The sequence below is a fragment of the Streptomyces sp. NPDC007189 genome (genome assembly GCF_040703635.1).
Lineage (GTDB): Bacteria > Actinomycetota > Actinomycetes > Streptomycetales > Streptomycetaceae > Streptomyces.
In genome coordinates this window covers 1-22048 of sequence record NZ_JBEYEY010000020.1, presented here as the reverse complement: position 1 = coordinate 22048, position 22048 = coordinate 1, and the positions used below count along the sequence as shown (strand labels likewise).

Annotated in this window: 20 protein-coding genes and 1 pseudogene; 14 read left to right on the top strand and 7 right to left on the bottom strand. The window is 71.9% G+C overall.

Annotated elements, in window-relative coordinates; translation table 11 throughout:
* Positions 1–9: 9 nt before the first annotated feature.
* The 3 genes from AB0950_RS32705 to AB0950_RS32695 all read right to left on the bottom strand — a co-directional run bounded on the left by AB0950_RS32705 (position 10) and on the right by AB0950_RS32695 (position 2908).
* On the bottom strand, positions 10–1596 hold the full coding sequence (locus AB0950_RS32705) for an amino acid adenylation domain-containing protein (RefSeq protein ID WP_360160244.1): 1587 nt from the start codon (positions 1594–1596) through the stop codon (positions 10–12).
* 167 nt (positions 1597–1763) lie between these two features.
* Positions 1764–2456 (bottom strand): LmbU family transcriptional regulator, encoded by a 693-nt coding sequence (locus AB0950_RS32700; RefSeq protein WP_360160243.1) that lies wholly within the window; start codon positions 2454–2456, stop codon positions 1764–1766.
* A 236-nt stretch (positions 2457–2692) separates the two neighbouring features.
* Positions 2693–2908: an MbtH family protein gene (locus AB0950_RS32695; RefSeq protein WP_360160242.1), complete on the bottom strand. Its 216-nt coding sequence runs from the start codon at positions 2906–2908 to the stop codon at positions 2693–2695.
* A gap of 439 nt (positions 2909–3347) precedes the next feature.
* Here AB0950_RS32695 and AB0950_RS32690 point away from each other — a divergent pair, with 439 nt between their 5' ends.
* The 10 genes from AB0950_RS32690 to AB0950_RS32645 all read left to right on the top strand — a co-directional run bounded on the left by AB0950_RS32690 (position 3348) and on the right by AB0950_RS32645 (position 13712).
* Positions 3348–4106 carry a thioesterase domain-containing protein gene (locus AB0950_RS32690; RefSeq protein WP_360160241.1) on the top strand — a complete coding sequence of 253 codons (759 nt, stop codon included), beginning with the start codon at positions 3348–3350 and terminating at the stop codon, positions 4104–4106.
* 119 nt (positions 4107–4225) lie between these two features.
* The gene (locus AB0950_RS32685; protein ID WP_366780045.1) at positions 4226–5410 is read left to right on the top strand and encodes a serine hydrolase domain-containing protein; all 1185 of its coding nucleotides are present in this window, start codon (positions 4226–4228) and stop codon (positions 5408–5410) included.
* Between the two features lie 96 nt (positions 5411–5506).
* Positions 5507–6535, top strand: coding sequence for an N-acetyl-gamma-glutamyl-phosphate reductase (argC, locus tag AB0950_RS32680; protein ID WP_360575124.1), 1029 nt, complete (start codon positions 5507–5509; stop codon positions 6533–6535).
* A 52-nt stretch (positions 6536–6587) separates the two neighbouring features.
* The gene (gene argJ / locus AB0950_RS32675) at positions 6588–7739 is read left to right on the top strand and encodes a bifunctional glutamate N-acetyltransferase/amino-acid acetyltransferase ArgJ (protein WP_366780044.1); all 1152 of its coding nucleotides are present in this window, start codon (positions 6588–6590) and stop codon (positions 7737–7739) included.
* Positions 7736–8686 (top strand): acetylglutamate kinase, encoded by a 951-nt coding sequence (gene argB / locus AB0950_RS32670; RefSeq protein ID WP_366780043.1) that lies wholly within the window; start codon positions 7736–7738, stop codon positions 8684–8686. The genes argJ and argB overlap by 4 nt, the downstream gene beginning before the upstream one ends.
* Positions 8683–9930 (top strand): acetylornithine transaminase, encoded by a 1248-nt coding sequence (locus AB0950_RS32665; protein ID WP_366780042.1) that lies wholly within the window; start codon positions 8683–8685, stop codon positions 9928–9930. The genes argB and AB0950_RS32665 overlap by 4 nt, the downstream gene beginning before the upstream one ends.
* Before the next feature lie 158 nt (positions 9931–10088).
* Positions 10089–10775, top strand: coding sequence for a DUF4097 family beta strand repeat-containing protein (locus tag AB0950_RS32660; protein WP_360160235.1), 687 nt, complete (start codon positions 10089–10091; stop codon positions 10773–10775).
* Positions 10776–10804: 29 nt separating this feature from the next.
* A complete protein-coding gene (locus AB0950_RS32655) occupies positions 10805–11770 on the top strand; it encodes an ATP-binding cassette domain-containing protein (RefSeq protein ID WP_360160234.1) in 966 nt (321 codons plus the stop codon).
* Positions 11767–12570, top strand: coding sequence for an ABC transporter permease (locus AB0950_RS32650; protein ID WP_366780041.1), 804 nt, complete (start codon positions 11767–11769; stop codon positions 12568–12570). The genes AB0950_RS32655 and AB0950_RS32650 overlap by 4 nt, the downstream gene beginning before the upstream one ends.
* Positions 12571–12923: 353 nt before the next feature.
* Entirely contained in the window at positions 12924–13712 is a 789-nt protein-coding gene (locus AB0950_RS32645; RefSeq protein WP_366780040.1) for an LmbU family transcriptional regulator, read from the top strand.
* 27 nt (positions 13713–13739) lie between these two features.
* On the opposite strand, the gene AB0950_RS32640 is transcribed toward AB0950_RS32645, so the two are convergent.
* Positions 13740–14384, bottom strand: a complete 645-nt coding sequence (locus AB0950_RS32640) for an FMN-binding negative transcriptional regulator (protein WP_360575119.1) — start codon at positions 14382–14384, stop codon at positions 13740–13742.
* 298 nt (positions 14385–14682) lie between these two features.
* Here AB0950_RS32640 and AB0950_RS32635 point away from each other — a divergent pair, with 298 nt between their 5' ends.
* From AB0950_RS32635 to AB0950_RS32625, 3 genes and pseudogenes are all read left to right on the top strand, one after another.
* Positions 14683–16035 carry a lysine N(6)-hydroxylase/L-ornithine N(5)-oxygenase family protein gene (locus tag AB0950_RS32635; RefSeq protein WP_366780039.1) on the top strand — a complete coding sequence of 451 codons (1353 nt, stop codon included), beginning with the start codon at positions 14683–14685 and terminating at the stop codon, positions 16033–16035.
* 66 nt (positions 16036–16101) lie between these two features.
* Positions 16102–16362 (top strand): annotated as a pseudogene (locus AB0950_RS32630) (acetylglutamate kinase); the annotation flags it as partial.
* A 124-nt stretch (positions 16363–16486) separates the two neighbouring features.
* Positions 16487–16963 (top strand): hypothetical protein, encoded by a 477-nt coding sequence (locus AB0950_RS32625; protein WP_360160229.1) that lies wholly within the window; start codon positions 16487–16489, stop codon positions 16961–16963.
* Positions 16964–17059: 96 nt separating this feature from the next.
* Here the strand turns inward: AB0950_RS32625 and ddaH are convergent, their stop codons facing one another.
* Positions 17060–17908 carry a dimethylargininase gene (gene ddaH, locus AB0950_RS32620; RefSeq protein ID WP_366780038.1) on the bottom strand — a complete coding sequence of 283 codons (849 nt, stop codon included), beginning with the start codon at positions 17906–17908 and terminating at the stop codon, positions 17060–17062.
* 453 nt (positions 17909–18361) lie between these two features.
* Entirely contained in the window at positions 18362–18823 is a 462-nt protein-coding gene (locus tag AB0950_RS32615) for a nuclear transport factor 2 family protein (protein WP_360160227.1), read from the bottom strand.
* Between the two features lie 299 nt (positions 18824–19122).
* Here AB0950_RS32615 and AB0950_RS32610 point away from each other — a divergent pair, with 299 nt between their 5' ends.
* Positions 19123–21369, top strand: coding sequence for an MMPL family transporter (locus tag AB0950_RS32610; protein WP_360160226.1), 2247 nt, complete (start codon positions 19123–19125; stop codon positions 21367–21369).
* A gap of 129 nt (positions 21370–21498) precedes the next feature.
* On the opposite strand, the gene AB0950_RS32605 is transcribed toward AB0950_RS32610, so the two are convergent.
* Positions 21499–21903 (bottom strand): hypothetical protein, encoded by a 405-nt coding sequence (locus AB0950_RS32605; RefSeq protein ID WP_366780037.1) that lies wholly within the window; start codon positions 21901–21903, stop codon positions 21499–21501.
* Between the last annotated feature and the right edge of the window lie 145 nt (positions 21904–22048).

Here is a 22048-nt window from a genome sequence, read left to right as displayed (position 1 = left end):
TCCGTCGACTTATGCCGCCGTGCCGCTGCCGGCGTACTGCCTTTTGAGTGCGTCGACCAGCGCCGCGCGGTCGACCTTCCCGTGCGGGCTCAGCGGAAGCCGCAGGACGTTCACGAACCTGGCCGGAACCATGTTCCGCGGCAGCGTCTGCAGCAGACGGCTGCGCACGTCGTCGTCGGTGAGCTCGTCCCGCGTCGGGACGATGAACGCGGTCAGCTCGGCCTCGCCCGCGTCGGTGTAGGTGACCACCACGGCGGCCTCCCGGATCCCGGCCAGCCTGCCGAGCGCGCGCTCGATGTCGGTGGGGTCGATGCGCATGCCCCGCACCTTCACCTGCGCGTCCATCCGGCCGGCGACGACGAGTTCACCGGCCTCGGTCACACGGCCGCGGTCGCCGGTGCGGTACAGCCTGACCGGCGCGCCGTCGACCTCGATCGTCGTGAACTTCGCGTTCTCGGGGCCTTTTCCGTTGAGGTAGCCCGCGCCGACACCGGCCCCGGAGATGCAGATCTCGCCGTACTCCCCCGGTCCGACGCCGCGCAGCCGCTCGTCGAGGAGGTGGATGTCGGTGTTGTACGCCGGCCTGCCGACCGGTGCGATGTCCTGTTCACAGGGGCGGTGTCCGGCGAGGTCGTACGACGTCGCCACATCCGTGCACTCGGCGACGCCGTACTGGTGCAGGAGGGTGCAGGTGTTGCCCTCGCGGCGCATCCAGTCCGCGATCCGTTCGAACTTCAGCGGTTCGCCGCCGAAGAGCACGTAGTCGAGCCTGGTGAGCGCGTCGCCGCCCCGCGCGGTCTCCCAGTCCACCAGCAGATACAGGGTGCTCGAGGCACAGTGCACCACGCGGATGTCGTGCTCGTTCAGGATGCGGTAGGCCATCATGGCGTCGAAGTTCCGGCTCGCCATCAGGTGCTGGGTGGCGCCGCAGAACAACGGCGTCATCAGGGCGCGCTGGGACAGGTCGAACCCGAAGGCGCTGACGACCAGGTTGTGCGACCCGCTGTGCAGGCCGTACTCGAGCTTCAGCCAGTTCATCAGGTTGAACCAGCCCTCGTGCCGTACCGCGGTCAGCTTCGGCGTGCCGGTCGAGCCGGACGTGAACACGGCGTAGCAGATGTCGTCCCCGGTGACCTGGACGTCCGGGGCGGTCGCCGGGAGAGCCGCCAGGTGGCCGGCGAGCTGCTCGAGGTCGATGACGTCGGCGGCCGCCGACTGCACCATCTCGGCCGTCGCCGGGGAGGCCACGATCAGGGCGAGGTCGGGTACCTGGCCGAGCAGCAGCTGCAGCCGCGCCGCCGGGTAGGCCGGGTCGAACGGCACGTAGGCCGCGCCCGCCTTCAGCGTGCCGAGGATGGCGACGAGCAGGTCGACCGAGTAGTCGAGGCAGACGCCGACCTTCGCGCCCCGGCCGTGCCCGCGCGCGGCGAGGAAGTGCGCGAACCGGTTCGCCCTCGCCTCCAGCTCCGCGTACGTCACCTGCCGGCCGGCCCAGGAGACGGCGACGGCGTCCGGGGTGGCGTGCGCGTTCGCCTCGAACTGTCGGTGGACGACGGGCGCCGGGGGCAGGGCGACCCGCTTTCCCTGAAGGATCATCAACTGACTCCGATGTGAGAGGTGTCCGGTCGGACGAGCCGCCGGCACACCACGGGAGAAGGGCTTGCCGGCGCCTTCGGGCGGTGCGCGGCACGGCGGTTGCGCGCACGGCGGTTGCGCGGCACGACGGTCACGCCGCCGGTGGTGTGCTTCCCGGGGTTGCGCCGCTAGGCGGTGTGCTTCTCGGCGATGCGCCGGTCGGCGGTCTCCAGCAGCTTGGTCACCCACTTGTCGACGGGCAGACCGTGCGCGGCGGCGGCCTTCGAGAACTGCTCCAGCTGGCCGGCGGACAGCTCGATGGTGAGCTTGGTGACCTGCTGCCGGCGCTTGTCGGCCGCCGCCGACTCGGCGAGCCGGGGCACCTCCTGCTCCTCGTCGCCGCTGCCCGGGGAGATCTCGGCCGTGTCGTTCTGCACGGCCAGGCTGGCGCGGACCGCCCTGCGCAGTTCGTTGCGCGACCACTTCTGCTGTTCGGCCTTGCGCAGCCAGTAGTCCTGCTCCGGCGGCGACAGGCGGGCCACCTCGGCGTGGTGGGCGAAGCTGAGGCTGTCCCGCCTGCGGTGGTGCTCGAACCGCCGGGCCACCCACGCGTAGTTGCGCAGCGTCTGGTAGTCGAGCCCCGTACGCTCGATCGCCTCCTTGTACCGCCGCCAGCCGTAGGTGGCCTCCCCGTAGATCAGCCAGTCGGCGAGCCACCACGCCGAGGAGTTCACCAGCTCGCGCAGGTTGGTCCCGATCTGCTCCCAGGACCGCTCCGGCAGGTGCTCCGGGAAGATCATCCCCGACTTGCGCACCTTGGCCTGTGTCCCCACGAAGGACAGGACCACATCGCGCTGCGCCGGCTCGCCGCTGCTGTCCACCGGCCTCGCCTTGTACCTGCTCGCGGTTCTCACAGCCCCCGTCACAACCTTCATCTCCCCACTCAGAGTGTCTTCTTGGGCGTAAACCGATCCCGACCGAGCACCCGCACCCGGGCGGCGCTCACTGTCGTCCACTTCGGCCGGCCTGCGCAGCCGCTGCGCGAGCGCCGGCGAGACGGAGGTGTGCGAGCCATCGGGTTGCGCCGCCGACGGCTCGAGGTGAATGCGAGCGGCGCTCAGTCCGCCGCCATGGCCTCCCGCAGGCTCCGGGGGCGCAGGTCGGTCCAGTGCTGCTCAACGTACTCCAGGCAGTCCGCCTTGGCCGCCTCGCCGAAGACCACGCGCCAGCCTGCGGGCACCTCGGCGAACGCCGGCCACAGGGAGTGCTGCTCCTCGTCGTTGACCACAACGTGGAAGCGGCCGTCGGCGTCATCGAAGGGGTTCGTGCTCAACTGGCACCGTCCTTGTCCGTCATGGGTGACTCGCGATGGGAAATTCGCCGGGCCGGGTGTGAGAGGGGCGCTCGGCGCGGATGCGCCGAGCGGCGCGTTTGCCGGCCGTCCGGTCGACAGGACACTTGGCCGTCCGGTCGACAGGACACCCCGTACCGGTGGGGCCCTGGCGATGCCCCGTCACCGTAAGGAACCGGCCGTCGGCGCTACAAGGGCGGCAGGCTCGCCGCCTCCTGCTGTCCCCGCCCGCACCTGCGCCCCGCCGGGTTCCTCTGTACCCCACCGGCTTCCTGTGCCACGATGCCGCGCCGGTCGGCCGGGCGCCTCAGCCCTGCTCGAGAGCCGCCGGACCTTCGGCGGAGCCCGGCCGGTGCCGCGCCCTTTCGGACCGGCGCCGCTCTATGGTGCGAACCCGGGCGGCCCGATCCGAGGGAGAGCGATGGACAGCACCCGACCCGCCTTGCGCCTGTTCGTCCTGCACCACGCGGGGGGCTCCTCCATGCTGTACCGCCGCTGGCCGGCCGAGCTGCCGGACACATGGGACGTGCGGCTGCTCGACGCCCCGGGCCACGGCCTCCTCCTCGACCTGCCGCGGATCAGCGACGCCGGCCGCCTCGCCGACTTCCTGCTGCGCCGCATCGAGCCGGAACTGTCGTGTCCCTACGGCCTTTTCGGGCACAGCATGGGCGCCCTGGTGGCGTACGAGATCACCCGGCGGGCCATCGGCCGGGGCCTGCCGCCGCCGGTGTGGCTCGGTGTCTCCGCGCGCTCCGCACCGCAGCCGGCGGGGCCCGGGCCGCGGTACCACGAGCTGCCCGACGCCGAGCTGCGGACACGTCTGCAACTGCTCGGCGGCACGCCCGACGGGATCTTCGACGACCCCGGCCTGTGGGCCCTGTACGCCCCGGTCATCCGGGCCGACCTGCGCCTGGTGGAGAACTGGCGCCCCGCTCCGGACGCCGGTCCGCTGCCCGTGGCGCTGTCCGCCTACGCGGGGGGCGAGGACCGCTCCGCCACCCGGCGGCGGATGGCCGGCTGGGCGGAGCACACCGAGCACTTCCTGGGGCTGCGGGTCTTCGACGGCGGCCACTTCTACTTCCAGCACGATCGCGGGCCGCTGCTGCGGCAGATCGAACGGGACGCGGCCACGGCGCTCGAGGCGGCGCGCGCACGGCCGGCTGCCCCGCTGCTCCGCTGAGCCGGCGGCCGACTCCGGCGGGACGCGACCCGGGTGACCTACTGTGCCGCCGGCGAACCGCGCAAGTACGGCACCGGCCGTGCTCGGCGCGGACTTTGACGACTTCTCAGGAGCGGGGAATGACGAGACGGAAGAGACCGAAGGCCGGCGTGGTGGGTGTGGCGGCGGTCGCGATCGCGGCCACTGCCTTGACGGGTCCCGCCCAGGCAGCGGAGCGGGACAGGCCTGCCACGGCGGCCGCACACCAGGCGACGCAGCGCGCGATCGACGCGGCCGTCGCGGCCGGTGTCCCCGGCGTCACCATCGAGGTGCGGGACGCCGACGGGGTCTGGAAGTCGGCAGCGGGCGTGGGCGACCTGAAGACGGGTGCGCCGCGCGGCAAGAACGACCGGTTCCGCGTCACCGGCATCACCGACACCTTCGTGGCGACGGTCCTGCTGCAGATGGAGGCGGAGAAGAAGCTCAGCCTCGACGACACCGTGGAGCACTGGCTGCCCGGCGTGGTGACGGGCAACGGCAACGACGGCAGCGCGATCACCGTGCGGCAGCTCCTCAACCACACCAGCGGCCTGTTCGACTACCTCGCCGACGAGGAGTACGGCGCGACGTACCTGAGGGGCGACAGCTACCTCCGGCACCGGTACGACACCGTGACGCCCGAGCAGCGCCTGAAGGTGGCGTTCTCCCACGCGCCGATGTTCACGCCCGGTGCCGGGCACTGGTTCTCCAACACCAACGACGTCCTGGCCGCGCTGATCATCGAGAAGGCCGGCGGCAGGTCGTACGAGGACGAGGTGCGCCGGCGCATCATCGAACCGCTGAAGCTGAGGGCGACGTCCAACCCCGGCACCAGCACCGGCCTGCCCCGGCCGAGCAGCCGCGGCTACTCCAAGCTCTTGGCCGCGCAGCCGGACCGGATCGACGACGTCACCGAGGTGAACGGGTCACAGAACTGGGGCAACGGCGACATCATCTCCAGCGCGGGGGATCTGAACCGGTTCTACGCGGCGCTCATCCACGGGCAGCTGCTGCCGCCGCGGCAGCTGAAGGAGATGGAGACGACCGTCGACGACCCGGCCTTCCCGGGCGCCACCTACGGCCTGAACATCGGACGGCTCACGCTGAGCTGCGGCACCAGCCTCTGGTATCGCGACGGCGGCACGGTGGGGTGGATCTCCTTGTCCGCCATGACCGAGGACGGCCGGCACCAGCTCACCTTCAACTACAACGGCGACTGGGGGGCGGAGACCATGCTCCCCATCCTGGACGCCGAGTTCTGCGGCACGTCGTCCGGCTCGCGCTGACGCCCGGCGGCACCGGGACGCCGGCCCGCACGCTCGCCGCACACGCCGCAGGACCGGATCGCGTGGGAACGACATGTCTGTCAACGGGGAGGCTTCATGACAGTGCGAGCGGCCGTGGCGGGCGCGAGCGGATACGCGGGCGGCGAACTCCTGCGCCTGCTTCTCGCCCACCCTGAAGTGGAGATCGGCGCCCTGACCGGGCATTCCAGCGCGGGCCGGCGTCTTGGCACGCTGCAGCCGCACCTGACTCCACTGGCCGAGCGTGAGGTACGGCCCACCTCCGCCGGCGTCCTCAAGGGCCATGACGTCGTCTTCCTCGCCCTGCCGCACGGCCAGTCCGCCGGCGTCGCGGCGCAGCTGGGCGACGACACGCTCGTCATCGACTGCGGCGCCGACTTCCGCCTCGCGGACGCCGCCGACTGGGCGAGGTTCTACGGCTCGCCGCACGCGGGCACCTGGCCCTACGGCCTGCCCGAACTGCCCGGCGCCCGCGCCGGGTTGGCGGGCGCCCGGCGGATCGCGGTGCCGGGCTGCTACCCGACCGCGGTCCTGCTGGCCCTGTTTCCCGCGTACGCGGCACAGCTGGCCGAGCCGGAGGCGGTGGTCGTCGCGGCGTCCGGCACGTCCGGCGCCGGCAAGGCGCCCCGGGCGGATCTGCTCGGCAGCGAGGTCATGGGCTCCATGCGGCCGTACGGCGTGGGCGGCGGCCACCGGCACACGCCCGAGATGGTGCAGAACCTCAGCGCCGTCGCGGGTCGCCGGGTCGCCGTCTCCTTCACCCCGACCCTGGCCCCCATGCCGCGCGGCATCCTCGCCACCTGTTCGGCCGCGGCACGGCCCGGGGTCGGCGCGCACGACGTACGGGCCGCGTACGAAAAGGCACTGGCCGACGAGCCGTTCGTACGGCTGCTGCCCGAGGGCGAGTGGCCCGCCGTCGGGGCCGTGTACGGGTCGAACGCCGCGCGGATCCAGGTGGCCCTCGACCCGGCGGTCGGCCGGATCATCGCGATCAGCGCGATCGACAACCTCACCAAGGGCACGGCGGGCGGGGCCGTGCAGAGCATGAACGTCGCCCTGGGCCTGCCCGAGGGACTGGGGCTTTCCACGATCGGAGTCGCACCGTGAGCGACGCGAGCGCAAGCGCCGGGCGGCGGACGACGACGAACAAGGAGAGGCAGTGAGCGTCACCGCAGCACGAGGTTTCACGGCGGCGGGCATCGCCGCCGGTATCAAGGACAACGGCAACCGGGACCTGGCTGTCGTCGTCAACAACGGGCCGCGCCGTGCCGCGGCGGGCGTCTTCACCTCCAACCGCGTGCAGGCCGCCCCCGTGCAGTGGTCCCGGCAGGTGCTCGCGGACGGCGAGATCGGCGCGGTCGTGCTCAACTCCGGCGGCGCCAACGCCTGTACCGGGCCGCAGGGGTTCAAGGACACGTGCGCCACCGCCGAGCGGGCCGCCGAGCGGCTCGGCCTGACCGCGACGGACGTGGCGGTCTGTTCCACCGGGCTCATCGGTGTGCCGCTGCCCATGGACCGGCTCCTGGCCGGCGTCGACAGGGCCGTCACCCGGCTGTCGGAGTCCGGTGGCGAGGACGCCGCGGTGGCCGTGATGACCACCGACACGGTGCACAAGACGGCGACCGTCACCCGGGGCGGGTGGACGGTCGGCGGCATGGCCAAGGGCGCCGGGATGCTCGCCCCCGGACTGGCCACCATGCTGGTGGTGCTCACCACGGACGCCGACCTGGACGGCCCGGTCCTGGACCGGGCGCTGCGGGAGGCCACCCGGGTCACCTTCGACCGGGTCGACTCCGACGGCTGCATGTCCACCAACGACACCGTGCTGCTGCTCGCCTCCGGCGCTTCCCGCGTCACCCCGGAGTACGGCGAGTTCGCCGATGCCGTCCGCGCGGTCTGCGCCGATCTGGCCGGGCAGCTCGTCGGGGACGCGGAGGGCGCGAGCAAGGAGATCCGCGTCGAGGTCACGGGCGCCGCGAGCGAGGACGACGCCGTGGAGGTGGGCCGCTCCATCGCCCGCAACAACCTCCTCAAGTGCGCCGTCCACGGGGAGGACCCCAACTGGGGCCGCGTCCTGTCCGCCATCGGCACCACCTCCGCCGTCTTCGAACCCGACCGGCTCGGTGTCGCCATCAACGGCGTGTGGGTGTGCAGGAACGGCTGCGTCGGCGAGGACCGCGAGCTGGTCGACATGACCGGCCGCGACGTCCGGATCACCGTGGACCTCGCCGCGGGCACGGACTCCGCCGTCATCTGGACCAACGACCTGACCGCCGACTACGTCCACGAGAACAGCGAGTACGCCTCATGAGCGCCTCCCCGTCTTCGCCACCCTCCCCCCGGTCGGCCGCCCTGCCCAAGGCGCACGCCCTCGTGGAGGCGCTGCCCTGGCTGGCGCGCCACCACGGCAAGACCGTCGTCATCAAGTTCGGCGGCAACGCCATGGTCGACGACGACCTGAAGGCCGCCTTCGCCATGGACATCCTCTACCTGCGGCACGCGGGCCTGAAGCCGGTCGTGGTGCACGGCGGCGGCCCGCAGATCAGCGCACAGCTCGCCCGCCTGGGCCTTGAGTCCCGGTTCGAGAGCGGGCTGCGGGTCACCACCGACGAGGCCATGGACGTCGTACGCATGGTCCTCGCCGGTCAGGTGCAGCGCGAGCTCGTCGGGCTGCTCAACGCGCACGGCCCGCACGCGGTCGGCCTGACCGGTGAGGACGCCCGCCTGATGACCGCCGTCAAGCGCTACGCGGAGAAGGACGGCAAGCCCGTCGACATCGGCCGCGTCGGCGAGGTCGCCCATGTCGACGCCGGGATCGTGCGGGACCTGCTCGACAGCGGACGCATCCCCGTCGTCTCCTCCATCGCCCGGCCCGAGGACGGCAAGGACGCCGCCGAGGGCGGTGTGTTCAACGTCAACGCCGACACCGCGGCCGCGGCCCTCGCCGCCGCGCTCGGCGCCGAGACGCTGCTCATCCTGACCGACGTGGCGGGCCTGTACGCGAACTGGCCGCACAGCGAGGAGGTGATCCCCCGCCTGACCGCCGGCGAACTGGCCGAGCTGCTGCCCCGGTTGGCCTCCGGGATGGTCCCCAAGATGGAGGCCTGCCTGTACGCCGTGCGCAGCGGTGTGCGCACCGCCCGCGTCGTCGACGGCCGGACCAAGCACTCCATCCTGCTGCAGATCTTCACCGACGACGGCGCCGGCACGGTGGTCGTGCCGGACGGCGACGTCCGCTTCGAGGGAGCGACGGCATGAGCGCGGGCACGGGCGCGGGCGACGGCGCGGACGTCACCGGGGCGGGCAACGCGGCGCTGACCCGCCGCTGGCAGGGCGTCATGATGGACAACTTCGGCACCCCGCGGCTGCCCCTGGTCGAGGGCCGGGGCACCCGGGTCTGGGACGCCGAGGGCAACGAGTACCTGGACTTCCTCGGCGGCATCGCGGTCAACGCGCTCGGTCACGCGCATCCCGCGGTCGTACGCGCCGTCTCTGAGCAGGTGGCCTGCCTGGGACACGTCTCGAACCTGTTCATCGCCGAACCGACCGTGCGCCTCGCCGAGCGCCTGCTGCACCTCGCCGGACGCCGGGGCCGGGTGTACTTCTCCAACTCCGGCGCCGAGGCCAACGAGGCCGCCTTCAAGATCGGCCGGCTCACCGGCCGTCCGCACATGGTGTCGGCCACCGGCGGCTTCCACGGCCGCACCATGGGGGCCCTGGCGCTCACCGGGCAGCCGGCCAAGCAGCGCCCCTTCCTGCCGCTGCCGGGCGAGGTCAGCCATGTGCCGTACGGGGACGTCGAGGCCCTGCGCGCCGCCGTCACCCCGCGCACCGCGCTGCTGGTGCTGGAGCCCGTGCAGGGGGAGAACGGCGTGGTCGTACCGCCGCCCGGCTACCTGCGGGCCGCCCGCGAGATCACCGCGGCGACCGGAACCCTCCTGGTCCTGGACGAGATCCAGACCGGCATCGGGCGCACGGGCCGCTGGTTCGCGGCCGAGGCCGAGGGCGTCGAGGCGGACGTCGTCACCCTCGCCAAGGGCCTGGGCGGCGGTCTGCCCATCGGCGCCACGCTCGCCTTCGGCCCGGCCGCGGAGCTGTTCACGCCCGGCGCGCACGGCTCCACCTTCAGCGGGAACCCCGTGGTGTGCGCGGCCGCCCTCGCCGTACTGGACACCATCGAGCAGGCGGGCCTCCTCGACCACGTGACCTCGGCGGGCCGGCGGCTGCGGCGCGGCCTGGAGGCCCTGGCCCACCCGCTGGTGCGCGACGTACGCGGCGCCGGCCTGCTGGTGGGCGTCGTGCTCGAAGGGGACCTGGCGGCGCGCCTGCAGCAGGCGGCCCAGGACCACGGCCTCCTGGTGAACGCGGTGACGCCGGACGTCATCCGGCTCGCCCCGCCGCTGACCGTGTCGGACCGTGAGGTGGACACCTTCCTCGACCGCTTCCGGGCGGCCCTGTCCACCACGGCGGCCGGTGCGTTCACCGTCAGCGCATTGCAATGAACGCCGGGGCTGTCGTTGCGTTAAAGTCAGGACCGTTGCAATGATTTACCGCATCTGAGCTGCAGTGATGCTGATTATGCGCAACATACTTGTTGCTCGACCCTTGAAAGCAACGTAGCGTTTTCCCCATCGGAAACGACGAACCGAAGGAGCGCACGATGCAGAAGACCGAGCACAAGACGCAGCAGTTCCACACCCCGGCCCCGATCTCCGCCGTCCTCGACATCCCCGCCGGACGCATCCAGCTCATCGCCGCCGACCGGTCCGACACCACGGTCGAGGTCCTGCCCGCCAACGCCGCCAAGAGCCGCGACGTCAAGGCGGCCGAGGAGATGACGGTCGTCTACGGCGACGGCGTCCTGCGGATCGAGGCCCCGGCGGCCAAGAACCAGTACTTCGGCCCCTCCGGAGCCGTCGAGGTGACCGTCAAGCTGCCCGCCGGCTCCCGCGTCGAGGCCAAGGCGGCCAGCGCCGAACTCCGCGGCGTGGGACGGCTCGGCGACGTCGCCTTCGACAGCGCGCACGGCTCGGTCAAGCTGGACGAGACCGCGGGCGCCCGCCTCTCCCTCCAGGCCGGCGACGTCTCGGTCGGCCGCATGGGCGGCACCGGAGAGATCAGGACCCAGAAGGGCGACCTGGACATCGCCGAGGCCGTGCACGGCACCGTCACGCTGCGCACCGAGCACGGCGACATCACGGTCGGCGCCGCCCGCGGCGTCTCCGCCTCCCTGGACGCGGGCACCGGCTACGGCCGCGTCAGCAACACCCTCCGGAACGACGGCAAGACCGAGCTGACCATCCACGCCACCACCTCGTACGGCGACATCACCGCCCGCAGCCTGTGACCACCGCCGCCCCCGAAGGAGCACCCCTCATGCGAACCCTGGCCATCGCGGCGAACGGGCTGCACAAGTCCTACGGCGACAAGGTCGTGCTCGACGGCATCGACCTGGCCGTGCCGGAAGGCACGATCTTCTCCCTGCTCGGCCCGAACGGCGCCGGCAAGACCACCGCCGTCAAGATCCTCTCCACCCTCATCACCGCCGACGCCGGCGACCTGCGCGTCGCCGGCCACGACCTCGCCACCGACGCCCAGGCCGTGCGCGCCGCGATCGGCGTCACCGGGCAGTTCTCCGCCGTCGACGGGCTGATCACCGGCGAGGAGAACATGCTCCTCATGGCGGACCTGCACCACCTGTCCAAGGCCGAGGGCCGGCGGGTCGCCGCCGAACTGCTGGAGCGCTTCGACCTGGTGGAGGCCGCGAAGAAGCCCGCCTCCACCTACTCCGGCGGCATGAAGCGCCGCCTGGACATCGCCATGACCCTGGTCGGCAACCCGCGGATCATCTTCCTGGACGAACCGACCACCGGCCTCGACCCGCGCTCCCGCCACACCATGTGGGGCATCATCCGCGAGCTGGTCTCCGGCGGTACGACCGTCTTCCTCACCACCCAGTACCTGGAGGAGGCCGACCAGCTCGCCGACCGCATCGCCGTCCTGCACGACGGCAGGATCGCCGCGGAGGGCACCGCCGAGGAGCTGAAGCGGCTGGTCCCGGGCGGGCACGTCCGGCTCCGCTTCACCGACCCGGCCGCCTACCGGTCCGCCGCCTCCGCCCTGCGCGAGGTCACCCGGGACGACGAGGCGCTCGCCCTGCAGATCCCCAGCGGCGGCACCCAGCGCGAGCTGCGTTCCCTCCTCGACTGGCTGGACGCGGCCGGCATCGAGGCCGACGAACTGACCGTGCACACCCCCGACCTCGACGACGTGTTCTTCGCGCTGACCGACAGCGCCGCCGTGCCCAGCCAGCCGAACCAGCCCAAGGAGACCCTGCGATGAGCGCACCCCTGGCCCCCGCCCGCCCGGCCCGGTTCTCCCTCGCCGTGCGCGACTCCTCCACCATGCTGCGCCGCAACCTGCTGCACGCCCGGCGCTACCCCTCCCTCACCCTGAACCTGCTGCTCACGCCGATCATGCTGCTGTTGCTGTTCGTCTACATCTTCGGCAACGCGATGAGCGGCGGCGCCGGCCGCTCGGCCTACATCGCCTATCTCGTGCCCGGCATCCTGCTGATGACCATCGGCTCCACCACCATCGGCACCGCGGTGTCCGTCTCCACGGACATGAGCGAGGGCATCATCGCCCGCTTCCGCACCATGGCCATCCACCGCGGTTCCATCCTCATCGGACATGTCATCGGCAGCGTCCTGCAGTCGGTGCTGAGCGTGGTCCTCGTCGGCGCGGTCGGCGTCGCCATCGGCTTCCGCTCCCACGACGCCACCGTCCTGGACTGGCTCGCGGCGCTCGGCCTGATCGTCCTGTTCGCCCTGGCGCTCACCTGGATCGCCGTCGGCATGGGTCTGGTCAGCCCCAACGCGGAGGCCGCCAGCAACAACGCCATGCCCCTGATCCTGCTCCCCCTGCTGTCCAGCGCCTTCGTCCCGCTGCACTCGATGCCCGGCTGGTTCCAGCCCATCGCCCACTACCAGCCCTTCACCCCCACCATCGAGACCCTGCGCGGACTCCTGCTCGGCACCCACATCGGCAACAACTGGTGGATCGCCCTCGCCTGGTGCCTCGGCCTCGCCGTCCTCGGCTACCGCTGGTCGACCGCCAAGTTCAACAGCGACGCGAAGTAACGCCATGCCCAGGCGGGCCGCTTCCCGCACCCCGTCCCACCCAGGGCGGCGTACACCGGCACCACGCCGGAGTACGCCGCCTCGTCCGTGTGCGGCGGCATGCGCGGAAAGGAGACGCCCGGCGTACGGCGGTCCTCGCGGCCGTGGGGTGTCCCGTCGGCGGGACAGCAGCCCGGGCGGGCGTCCGGACGGCCGGGCCGCCGGCGCGCGGGAGTTCGCCGACGATGCCACCGGACGGTCGGCGCCATGCCACGGAGATGTTCGACGCGCAACCGTTCGAGTGCCACTCCGGCCCTGCTCCACCCCTCGCTGCGAGGCTTCTCGCCGGTTATGTGGACCCTTTCCATGGAGGCATGATGACGCGTCAGGCCGGTCAGACCGCAGGGTCGCACGGCGGCCCGGCAACCGCCCTCCCGCAGCCCCCGCCGCGCCAGCCGCGCACCGCGGGGACCGGACCGCGCCGGGGCCAGGTCCTGACGACCAGGGTGGGCCTGCAGATGCCGGCCAAGATGGCCTACGACGAGTGGGAGCGGGCCGGGCGCCAGCTCGCCGACGTCCTCGACTCGTCCTGCTGGTGGCTGGGCGACTGGCTCGTGTACGGCAAGGACCACTACACCGACCGGTACCAGCGGGGGATACGCGCCGCGGGCCTGTCGTACCAGACCCTGCGCAACTACGCCTGGGTCTCACGGCGCTTCGACCTCACCCGGCGCCGGCCCGCCCTGAGCTTCCAGCACCACGCCGAGCTGGCCTCCATGCCGGTCGAGGAACAGGAACTCTGGCTCGACCGCGCCGAGCAGCGGCAGTGGACCACCAAGCAGCTGCGCGGCGCCATCCGCGCCGAGCGCCAGAGCCGGCGGCCGTCCGCTCCGGCCGAGCCGAGCCGCCGCCTGGAGGTCCCCGGCAGCCGCTTCCAGCGGTGGCACAGGGCCGCGGAGCAACTGGGCGTCGACTTCGAGCAGTGGGTGATGACCACGCTGGACAGCGCGGCCGCCAGCGCCCTGGAGGACCTCGGCATGCCGGCGGAGCACGCGGAGATCCCCGAGCTGAGGCGCGTGGAGGGCCTGGCCGCGACGACGGCGGGCGTCCCCGGGGAGAACACGCGGCCCGAGCGGATCCGGCCGGCGGCCGTCAGCGCCTGAGTTCCCGGCGCCGAGGTCCGCGGCCCGTCACGGCAGCCGGTTCATCAGCCCGGCGACCTCGCGCTTGTACGCGCACCCGCTCTGCCCGAACGCGTCCCGCACCCGCTCGCGCACCTCGCCCGGCTGCTCCTGGCTGAGCTTGAACATGCCCTCGGCCCCGGTCACCGTGAACCGGAAGGCCCCCACGTCGGGCACGATCTTGCGGAAGTAGCCGAGGGACTCGGTCATGTCCCAGCCGTCGCCGAAGGCCCCTTCGTAGGCCCGCACGGTGGACTGCACCACGCCCAGCGTCTCCTCGATCGAGTCGATCTTCTCGACCACGCCCCGGACGTGCACCGCGGTGAAGTTCCAGGTGGGGGCGGCCGGAGTCTTCGCGTACACCGTGGGCGACACATAGGAGTGCGGGCCGGTGAACGTCAGCAGCAGGACGCTGCCCGTCTGCAGCGCCGCCCAGTGCGGATTGGCCCGGTTCATGTGCCCGAGCAGCGTGGCCCCCGGCAGCTCGCCGCCGACGTCGCCGGAGGTCTCGGGGTCGAAGATGACCGGCAGATGGGTGGCGAACGGACCCTTCTCGGGGCTGCCATTGGTCACCGCGAGCGCCAACGGGTTACCGCGGATCAGGTCCACCATCCACGAACTGTCGGGTTCGCGATAAAAGCTCGGCACAAACATCCGGATTCACCTTTCGGCAATTGGCTGGGCATGGCTCTGGCTCAGGGCAGGACTGATGCATTACTCCGGACACATAACGCCATAGGCCGCGCCACGCGGAAATCTTGAGAATCCGCGCCGACCCTACCGCCCGTCCCGTCGACGGGACAACGCCTTCGAGCGCCGAGCACCTCATGAAGCCGTCGAACAGTCTTCATGCCGCCCTCGAGTTGCCTTTTAGACACTCTCCGGAGAACACTGCAAGACGGTCTCTCGAGCAACCGGTCGAGTTTTCCAGACGCAAGCGGGAGAATTTTCTATGGACATAGCGGGTAGGCCCAGCCAAGAGATCTACGACGTGGTCGGTATCGGGTTCGGCCCGTCCAACATGTCGCTCGCGATCGCCCTGGAGGAACACGAGGCGAGTTCTCCGCAGCAGCCGATCAGGTGCCATTTCTTCGAGCGTCAGCCCACGTTCGGCTGGCACCGGAACATGCTGCTGCCGTCGACGACCATGCAGATCTCCTTCCTGAAGGACCTGGCGACCTTCAGGAATCCGATGTCCCGGTTCAGCTTCATCTCGTATCTGCACGCCTCGGACCGGCTGGTGCAGTTCGTGAACAACCAGGACTTCTTCCCGACCCGGCAGGAATTCCACCAGTACCTCGAGTGGGCGGCCGCCGACCTGAGCGACCGGGTCACCTACGGCGCCGAGGTCACCTCGATCCGGCCGCGCGCCGCGGCCGGATCCCGCACGCCCGACCTCCTCGAGATCGCGGTCCGCCGCGGCGACGGCACCACCAGTGTCGTCACCGCACGCAACGTGGCCATCTCCACGGGTCTGGTGCCGCGCCTGCCGGAGGGCGTGACGTCCGACGAACGGGTGTGGCACAGCTCGCAGTTCCTGAGCAGGTTCCACGCACAGGACCCGGCCGGCCTGAAGAACGTGGTGGTGGTGGGCGCCGGCCAGAGCGCGGCCGAGATCACCCGGTTCCTCTACGACTCGCTGCCGCACGCGCAGGTCACCGCGGTGATCCCGTCCTACGGCTACTCCGTCGCCGACGACACCCCCTTCGCCAACCAGGTGTTCGACCCGAGCGCGGTCGACGAGTACTACTTCGGCACCGAGCGGGCGCGGGACTCGTTCTGGCGCTACCACCGCAACACCAACTACTCGGTGGTCGACGCGGATGTCATCCGGGCCCTGTACCAGCGCTCGTACGACGAGCAGGTGCGCGGCACCAGCCGGCTCCACTTCCGCAACCTCACCCGGGTCGCCGAGGTCGACCAGGGCGGTGCCGCGACGCGCGTCGTCCTGCACTCGCTGCTCGACGACCGGACGGAGGAAGTGTCCGTCGACGCGCTGGTGTTCGCCACCGGCTACGACGGCCTGGACCCGGCCCGCCTGCTCGGCGACTTCGACCGGTACTTCCTGCGCGACGAGGCGGGCAGGCACCGGGTGACGCGTGACTACCGCCTCGTCACCGCATCGGACCTGACCTGCGGGATCTACCTGCAGGGAGGCACCGAGCACACCCACGGCCTGACGTCGTCCCTGCTGTCGAACATCGCGATACGCAGCGGCGAGATCGCCGACTCGATCGTGCTGCGCCGCACCGAGCGGGAGCTGGGCAGCAGCTGCCCCGTGCAGGCCGCGTCCACCGCCGCCTGACAGGCGGCACAGCATGGGGTGGGCCCCGGTGCTGTCGCTGCAGCACCGGGGCCCACGTACGCGGCGGGACTGTACGCGGGCCGGCCGCACGGTGACGAGGTGATCCCGCGGCTCACGGCCGGTGAGCTGGAGAAGCTCCTGCCGGAGCTGAGCGACGGCATCATCCCGAAGATGACCGGCTGCCTGCAGGCCGTGCGGGGCGGGGTGGGCGCGGCCCGGGTGATCGACGGTCGGATCCCGCACTCGGTGCTCCTTGAGAGGTTCACCGACGACGGGGTGGGCACGGTGATCGTGCCGGACCCGGACGAGGCGGAGGTCCTGCCGTGAACGAGCAGCGCCACCAGCGACCTCGGCAACGCCAACGGCACGTCATCGGCCCGGCGCGGCCCCGCAGCGCCCGGCCCACCGGCACCCGAACGACGACACTCGAGCGAAGGCGAGGGCAGTGCCCGTGACCCACACACCCTGGATCCTTCCCCCGGTCCATGGCCGCGGCGGGGCCGTGCCGCCGTCCGGTCCGGCGGGCCGGCATGCCGGCTCCGGCCACCCGGCGCCCGCGGTGGATGCCGCACCGCGGCCGGCGGCGCCGACGTTCCTGGAGCCCGGGGCGGCCGGGCCGGCCGGTGGTCCCGGGTCCCGGCCGGCGCCCCGGCAGCAGCCGCCCGCCGGTGTCATCCGCCTGCGGTTCGCCGACGAGGCCGCGCTCGAACGCGCCGGCGCCGCCTTCGGCGCCGGATCGGGGCCGGGCTTCGCCGACGCGTGGAGCGACCCCGCGACGCTCACCCTCCAGATCGCTGCCGACGCCGGCACCGAGACCCTGCGGGCCGTGCTCGCGGTCCTCGACGCGGCAGCGGTCGCGGCCGAGTCGCTCACCGTGCACACCCACGAACTCGACGACGTCTTCGCCGCGTTCACCAGCCTGCCCTGAGCTCCCGGAGTCTCCCGGCGGCCGCGCGTGAGCGGGCGGGCCGCCGCCGGACCGATGCCCCGGAGCACCGGCCGGCGGTGGCCGCGGGGCGCCGTGTCAGGACAGCACGAGGGTGCAGCACTTGACGCTGCCGCCCGCCTTGAGCAGCTCCCCCAGACTCACCCCGATCGGGTTGAAGCCCCGTGCCTTGAGCTGTTCGACGAGTCCGGTGGCGGCCTGGGGCAGCAGCACGTTGAGCCCGTCGGAGAAGGCGTTGAGGCCGAAGACCGCGGCGTCCTCGTCCGAGGCGATGATCGCGTCGGGGAACAGCTCCCGCAGCACCGCCCGGCTGCCCGGGGTGAAGGCCGCCGGGTAGTACATGATCTCGTCCGGCGAGAGCACCGCGAGCGCCGTGTCCAGGTGGTAGAAGTCCGGGTTGACCAGGGTCAGGCCCGTCACCGGCAGGCCGAAGAACTCCTGGGCCTCGGCATGCGAGCGGGGGTCGGTGCGAAAGCCGGTGCCGGCCAGCATCCGGCGTCCCACGCGCAGGTAGTCGCCCTCGCCCTCGTTGATGTGCTCCGGCCACAGCAGGTCCTGGAAGCCGTTGCGGGCGAACCAGTCGAGGTAGGCCGGCCCCTCCGCGGTCCGCTCGCGGTGCCGGAACCGGGCGCCGACGACCTTGCCGTCCACCACGGTGGCGCCGTTGGCGGCGAACACCATGTCCGGAAGGCCCTCGATCGGCTCGACCACCTCGACCGTGTGTCCGAGCGAGAGGTACAGCTCGCGCAGCTGCTCCCACTGGAGCAGGGCCGTCGCGGCGTCCGTCGGCTTCTCCGGGTTCATCCACGGGTTGATGCTGTAGGTCACGTCGAAGTACTGCGGGCGGCACATCAGCAGACGGTGCGGAACCGCCTTCCGTGCCGCCCGGGGTGCCCGTTCGCCGACTGCGGGGCCGTTGAGAGCCATGGCGGGTTCCTCCTTGTGTTCTTCGTGGGAGAGGGATGCGTGCTCGGCGCCGCGGGGTGTGCGGCGCCGGCCGCTCGGCCCGCGAACGGGCCGTCGTCAGCCGCTCGCCCGGGGCCGGTGGGGTGCCGGTGCAGCGGTGGCTGCGGGCCGGTCCGGGCGTGGGCATCCGGGTCGGGGGCGGGTGTCCGGCAGGGGTGCTGTGCTGCGGGGCGGGTCCGGCCGGGTGACTTGGACGCGGGTACGGCGCAGGCCCCGCAGCGGCCGCGCACGCATCCCCGGGTACGAAGACTTCCCCTGCGTCGACGCGCCCGCCCTCGTCCGGTGACGGAAGGCGGGCGCGGACAGGGAGGGGATGTGCCCGGCCCACTCTAGGCAGGGGGCGGTCTCACGTCCCGTACCCAGGCCGGAACTTCCAGCTCCGCTGAAGCGGTGTTCCACCGTACGGTCACGTGCTCAGGCCAGATCGTCGCGGGTCACCCGGCGGTGCGCGATGCGCCATGTGCCGCGGGTGCGGACCAGGACGTCCTCCATGACGCAGACATACAGCACAGCAGAACCGCCTCCGCCCGGCGTGACGTGCGCCAGGGCCGAGCAGCGGGTGTGCAGCGACCCGTCCGCCCGGGGCTGTACGTCGAGCATGCCGACCCAGTGGGCGAGACGGTTGCCGGAGCGCCGCTGCCGTGCCGCGCCGGCGCGGACGTAGCGGGCGAGCCCGGCGCGGACCCGCACCGGCTCGGGCAGGGACGGCAGTTCGAGGACGGCGTCCTCGGTGAAGGTGCCCGCCAGGCGCTCGGTGTCGTGCGCGTCCAGGAGCTGCATCTGATGCGTGTAGAACCGCTGCGCCTGCGCGTACAGGGCGGCGAACTTCCGGCTCGGCGGCGTGCGTTCGGCGGTGCCCGCGAGCTCGACGGTCATGATCTCCGCCTCCTCTTCCGTCCGTGTCCAGGGGTGGTGGGGGACGCCGAGGGGATTTCCGGGACACGGCGAGGAATCCGCACTCGGTGCGGACAGTCTTCGGGACTCCGATCGAGCCTCTTTCAAATACGCCTCAAGCGCTTCGGCAGAAGGTGTAGGGCGCGGGGCCCACCATGCCCGCGCACGAACCCGACGACGTCCTCTTCGCCCCCCAACCCCCTGGACGCGACCGGCCACCGGTCCCGGCAGCACCACCCATCCCCTCACAATCCGCGCAAGACCAGGAGTCTGTAACGACCATGGCCACCATCCTGTCCTCAGTGGGCCGCTTCGCCTTCCGGCGACGCGGCCTGGTGACCCTGCTGTGGCTCGCCGTCCTCATCGGCATCGGCGTCGCCGCATCCTCCGCGCCCACGCCGCCCGCCGACACGTTCTCCATGCCGGGCACCGAGTCCCAGAAGGCCTTCGACCTGCTCAAGGAGAAGTTCCCCGCGGCGAACGCGAACGGCGCCACCGCGCGCGTGGTGCTGCGCGCGCCGCAGGGCCACAAGCTCGCCGACCCGGAGGAGAAGGCCAAGGTCGAGGACCTGGTCGCCCGGCTCGGCAAGGCGCCGGAAGTCGCTGCCGTTTCCGACCCGTTCAAGGCGAACGCCGTCAGCAAGGACGGCACCACCGGCTACGCGGTCGCCACCTACAAGGTCGCCGCCACCAAGCTGGACGACACGGCGCACAACGCCCTCACCGACGCCCTCGACCGCTCCCGCAAGAGCGGTCTGACCGTCGAGGCGGGCGGTGACGCGGTCAAGCTGGACGCGGGCGCGGGCAGCGGCGCCGAGGGCATCGGCATCCTGGTCTCCGCCCTCGTCCTGATCCTCACCTTCGGTTCGCTGATCGCCGCGGGCATGCCCCTGCTGACCGCGATCATCGGCGTCGCCATCGGCACCTGCGCGATCACCGCGCTCGGCTCCACCCTGGGCCTGTCGAGCACCACCACCACGCTGGCGATGATGATCGGCCTGGCGGTCGGCATCGACTACGCCCTGTTCGTCATCTCCCGCTACCGCTCCGAGCTGACCGAGGGCCACGAGCGCCGGGACGCCGCCGCGCGCGCCGTCGGCACCGCCGGCACCGCCGTCGTCTTCGCCGGCCTCACCGTGATCATCGCCCTGGCGGGCCTCGCGGTCGTCAACGTGCCGATGCTCACCAAGATGGGCCTCACCGCGGCCGGTACGGTCGCCATCGCGGTCCTCGTCGCCATCACCCTGGTCCCCGCCCTCCTCGGCTTCGCACCGGTCAAGGTCCTGCCGCGCGCCGAGCGCAAGCGGTTCTACGGCAAGCCGCTGAGCGCCCGTCAGCAGCGCAAGGCGGCGAAGCGGGCCGCGCGGCGCAAGCCCAACGTCGGCGCCCGCTGGGCCGGGTTCGTCGTCCGCCGCCCCGTGGCCGTCCTGCTCCTCGGTGTGGTGGGCCTCGGCGCCCTCGCCGTCCCCGCGGCCCACATGCAGCTCGGTCTGCCGAGCGAGGGCTCGTACGCGAAGGACACCACCCAGCGCAAGGCGTACGACATGCTGTCCGAGTCCTTCGGCGCCGGCTTCAACGGCCCCCTGACCGTCACGGTGCAGGGCGAGGACACGGCCGCCGCGGCGAGCCGGGTCGGCCGGCAGCTCGCCAAGATCAAGAACGTGGCGATGGTGAGCCCCGCGGCCACCAACCCCAAGGGTGACACCGCGATCATCACCCTCGTGCCGAAGACCGGCCCGCAGGAGCACGCCACCGAGGAACTGGTCCGCACGATCCGCGGCATGCGGGACGGCTTCAGGTCCTCCGACGGCGCCACGGTCCTGGTCACCGGCCAGACCGCCCTGTTCATCGACTTCTCCAAGACCCTGGACGACGCCCTGCTGCCCTACCTGGGGCTGGTCGTCGGCCTCGCCTTCCTGCTGCTGATGCTGGTCTTCCGCTCGGTCCTCGTCCCGCTCAAGGCGGCCCTGGGCTTCCTGCTCTCGGTCAGCGCGGCGCTCGGCGCGGTCGTCGCGGTCTTCCAGTGGGGCTGGTTCGCCAAGAGCCTGGGCATCCACCAGCAGGGTCCGATCATGAGCACGCTGCCGATCTTCATGATCGGTGTGGTCTTCGGTCTCGCGATGGACTACGAGGTCTTCCTCGTCGCCCGGATGCGGGAGGCGTACGTCCACGGGGCGGACCCCTCCGCTGCCGTGGTCACCGGCTTCCGCTACGGCGGACGCGTCGTCACCGCCGCCGCGATCATCATGACCAGCGTCTTCTCCAGCTTCATCCTGGACACCAACGACTTCGTGAAGATGATGGGCTTCAGCCTCGCCGCCGCCGTCCTCTTCGACGCCTTCGTGGTCCGCATGGCCCTGGTCCCGGCCCTGTTCGCGCTGCTCGGCAGGTCCGCCTGGTGGCTGCCGCGCTGGCTGGACCGGCTGCTGCCTAACATGGACGTCGAGGGCGAGAAGCTGGGCCGCTTCCCGGCCACCGCTCCGATCCCCGGCCCCCGCCGGGAACACGAGCCCACCTACGCCGGCTGACGGCCCCCTGACCCCGGGCCGTGATTCCCCCGTCCGGCCCGGCCCCAACGGCCACCGCCGACCCGCGTGCATCGAGGCACGGGGCCGGCGGTGGCCGATCCGTTCTGCCGCGGCGTTCCGGCGCCGCCGCTACTTCGTGCAGGCCTTGGTCAGTTCGCCCGCCGACGACTTGACCGGACTGAGGTCCGGGCTCTTGTCACCGTTCTCGATGGACCTGCGGACGTTCTCCACGGCCTGGCGGAGGTCGTCGACGGCCTTGTTCACGTCGACGTCGTCGCTCTGGTGGCCGATGCCCTTCAGGTTCTTCTCGATGGGGCGGAAGTAGGTGTCGGCCTTCGACGGGTCGAGCGCCGCGTCCCGCGCCGCCTGCTGCAGGTCGCTGACGTTGTCGGCGATGTCGTTGGCGGTGCGCACGCAGTCCAGCGCCCGGTGGGCGGCGTCGCAGCCGGCGGTGAGTCCGGCGGCGAGCGCGACGGCGGCCACCGCGGCGACGGCGGTGGCACGGCCCCGGCATAAGTGATGGCTGGGCGTCATGGTGGTGTGTGTCCCTTCCCTGGGGGTGAACGGCCGCTGGGGACGCCCCTCGTCGTCAGCCGATGACGGTCCAGGTGTCGCCGCCGGCGAGGAGGGCGGCGAGGTCGCCCTTGCCCTTGTGTTCGATGGCGGTGTCGAGCTGGTC